We start from the raw sequence: 2,981 nt of genomic DNA, 5'->3' as shown, positions 1-2,981 counted from the left end.
GGTTCTTTTGGCTCTCTGCCGTGTTCCTTCGCAAATTTTTCAACAACAGATTCATCAACACCAAGCCACTTCCCTTCGGAGCTGAAGGCTGAAGGCTGAAGGCTGAAGAGGAGCAGTATTGCAACAGTAGAGTAAAGCAGTAATTTTGTAATTTTAACTCTAAACTCCGAACTCTGAACTCCGAACTTCATATCGTCACCTCCTCAGGCTTTAACACATGCATCTTTACAAGCAAGTCAGGTTTTTTCTTATAAAGCAGAACAATCATGCCTGCTGTCATTGCCCCCTCAATGATACCCAACGGAAGCTGTGTTGGAATGAAGGCAATGAGAATCTTCCAGAAAAGAGGCATAAACGGTGAATCTCCCCTTATGCCTGCAGCAAGTTCAACAGATGTTGTGAGGTATGTTGCCCAGTCTGCAAATAATCCTGCCATGAAGCCTGCAATTGCCAATCCCCCCATCCCCCCTTTACTAAAGGGGGGAAAGAGGGGGGTTATCGAGCGTAATGCCCTAAATGTCAGGTACCCTGCAAAGGAGCCCATCACACCCATAGAGACTATGTCTGCTCCCCATGTGCTTAATCCGCCATGGGCAAGAAAAAGTGCCTGAATAAGGAGAACCACTGCTGTAATCAATATGCTGATAGCGGGGCCGACAAGTATTCCTGAGATTCCTGTTCCAGCAGGATGAGAGCATGTGCCTGCAGTCGGCACAGGTATAGGCATGGCCGAGATGATAAACACAACTGCTGCCATAAGACCTACCAGGGGTTTAAATGATAGGTCAATATTTGAGATTTTCTTTAACCTATACAATCCATATGCTACAAAAGGTAATGCGACAGCAAACCAGAGTGCTGCCCAGTTAAATGGCAATATTCCTTCTGAGATATGCATGGCATAGGCATCGGTGCCAGTGAACAGTGAACAGTGAACAGTAAACAGTAAAAAAATAAAAACTTTGAACTTTAAACTTTGAACTTTCATCTTCCATGCTCCTCCATCATTTTCAACAGAGCATTTATAATCGCTACTGCAACGGGGCTGCCACCTTTTCTTCCAAGACATGTAATAAATGGATAAGGCATATGTAGAAGCACCTCCTTTGACTCTACTGCCCTTACAAATCCAACAGGAACACCGATTACAAGGGACAGGGGGCAAGGGGTAAGGGATAAGGGGGAAGACAAAATCTTCATCACTTTCAAAAGTGCAGTGGGGGCGTTGCCAATCGCAATGATACCGATATTGTTATTTTCTTGTAACGCCACTTCTATTCCGAGTTCCGCTCTTGTTTCATTCCCTGACTCCTGACCCCTGATCCCTGAATCCTGAATATTACATATGACCTTGCCTCCCCATTTCTCGAGGAGCCTCTTATTTATACCTGCCTCTACCATCCTGACATCTACAAGAATATCCTTTCCTGCCTTTATCGCCCTCATACCAGATTCTACAGCATCAGGATGAAACCTCATGGTCTCAGCAAATTCAAGATCGCCTGTTGTATGGATTACCCTTTTTACTATTGGCATTTGTAAGTGGGAGTAAGGGGTGAAATCTGAGGGGTATTTCTCCAATTCTGAACTAATTATTTCGAAACTTCTCTCTTCTATCTCATTTGGTTTGAGTGGTTTTATCCGTTTTCCATCCCTACCTGCCCTCTCAAGTATTACCCTTGCAATATTTTCATGGATTCCGAGGGGCTCTGTGAGTTGAAACTCAGTCTCCGGGTATTGCTTGCTTACCTCTACTATCATATTATTTATATCCTCATAGAAGTGCCTTCCTTTATAGAGGAAATATGGATGGATTATTACCCTTTTTGCCCCTCTCGAAATACAGTTATACACCCCCTCAAAAAAATCAGGCTTCCCGAATTGTAAAAAGGCTATCTCTACAAGAAATACATCACCCATGCTCTGAACCATATCAGCCATATCCTTAAGGGCTTTATTCGCCTCAGCGAGCCTGCTTCCATGTCCAAGAAGTAATATCGCATCCATTATAGAGCCCCTACTTTATATTCATATTCAAGATTTTTAAATGCCTCTTTGCGGAAGAGGCATTTAACCTTGTCCTCTACTATTAATTTAAAGGCATATCTGATAAGTTCCTTGTAGAATTCACAGTAAGGGGACAGCGTATGCATATCCTTATCGGTTGAGTAGACCTCAGCAGGACATGGTGCTCCACATATATTTCTAAAAATACAGATGTCACATTCATCGATTCGCTCAACTATCCGTGCTCGGATTTCCTTGAAAGGTTCAGACCGCATAGCCTCTCCAATGGAGGTATCAAAGATATTTCCACCATAGAATCTTCTGAACCCTATAAATTCACCACATGGTATCATGTCTCCGCTTGCTGTAATAGTTAAGAAACAGCGACATCCCCCGCAGGGAGTAATATCACACATAAGCCTACGTGCAGTCGGTGCAACTATGCCAAGAATGATATTTGAGAAATTACCGATGATGATTCTATTCCTGGAGGATATTGATAATTTTATCGCTTCTTCCACTGCATCTATAAAATATTTAGTTAAGGCTATCTGATCCGGTCGTAAAACCTGTGTCCCTTTCTGGGTCGCTCTAACTGGATTCAGCAGAACACATCTGACCTTTCTTGCATGAAGGAATCTCACCAATTCTAAAAGGTGGCTGACATTAAATTTAGTTATAGTAGTAATAACATTTAATCCGCTATAACCAGCAAACCACTCAATCGCTTCTACTGCCTTTTTAAAGTTTCCGTCACCTTTTACACTTATTCTCTGGCGATTGTTGACCACATCGTCGAAGGAATCAAGGGATACGCCAATACCAACCCTGTGTTTCTTTAAAAATGCCACATCTTTCTTCTCAAGCAGCAGAGCATTTGTCTGGAGACCGAAAAGAAGTTTATTATTGAATTTGCTTATTGCATCAAATAACAGGTCTTTCAGCAAAAGTGGTTCACTGGCATGAAATACGAT

Annotated in this window: 4 protein-coding genes; all 4 read right to left on the bottom strand. The window is 42.4% G+C overall.

From position 1 onward, the window contains the following. On the bottom strand, positions 1-191 hold a 191-nt coding region (locus AB1488_03035; GenBank protein MEW6409073.1), incomplete at its 3' end, for a hypothetical protein. Next, positions 188-898, bottom strand: a complete 711-nt coding sequence (locus tag AB1488_03030) for an energy-coupling factor ABC transporter permease (protein MEW6409072.1) — start codon at positions 896-898, stop codon at positions 188-190. The genes AB1488_03030 and AB1488_03035, both read right to left, overlap by 4 nt. Before the next feature lie 86 nt (positions 899-984). Further along, positions 985-2,007, bottom strand: a complete 1,023-nt coding sequence (locus AB1488_03025; GenBank protein ID MEW6409071.1) for a precorrin-8X methylmutase — start codon at positions 2,005-2,007, stop codon at positions 985-987. Next, positions 2,007-2,981, bottom strand: a 975-nt coding sequence (gene cbpB, locus AB1488_03020; protein ID MEW6409070.1) for a peptide-modifying radical SAM enzyme CbpB, incomplete at its 5' end; no start/stop codon positions are given. The genes AB1488_03025 and cbpB, both read right to left, overlap by 1 nt.

Source organism: Nitrospirota bacterium (assembly GCA_040756155.1).
Lineage (GTDB): Bacteria > Nitrospirota > Thermodesulfovibrionia > JACRGW01 > JBFLZU01 > JBFLZU01.
Note: the sequence above shows the minus strand (reverse complement) of the source record. Positions and strands in the feature narration are given on the sequence as shown.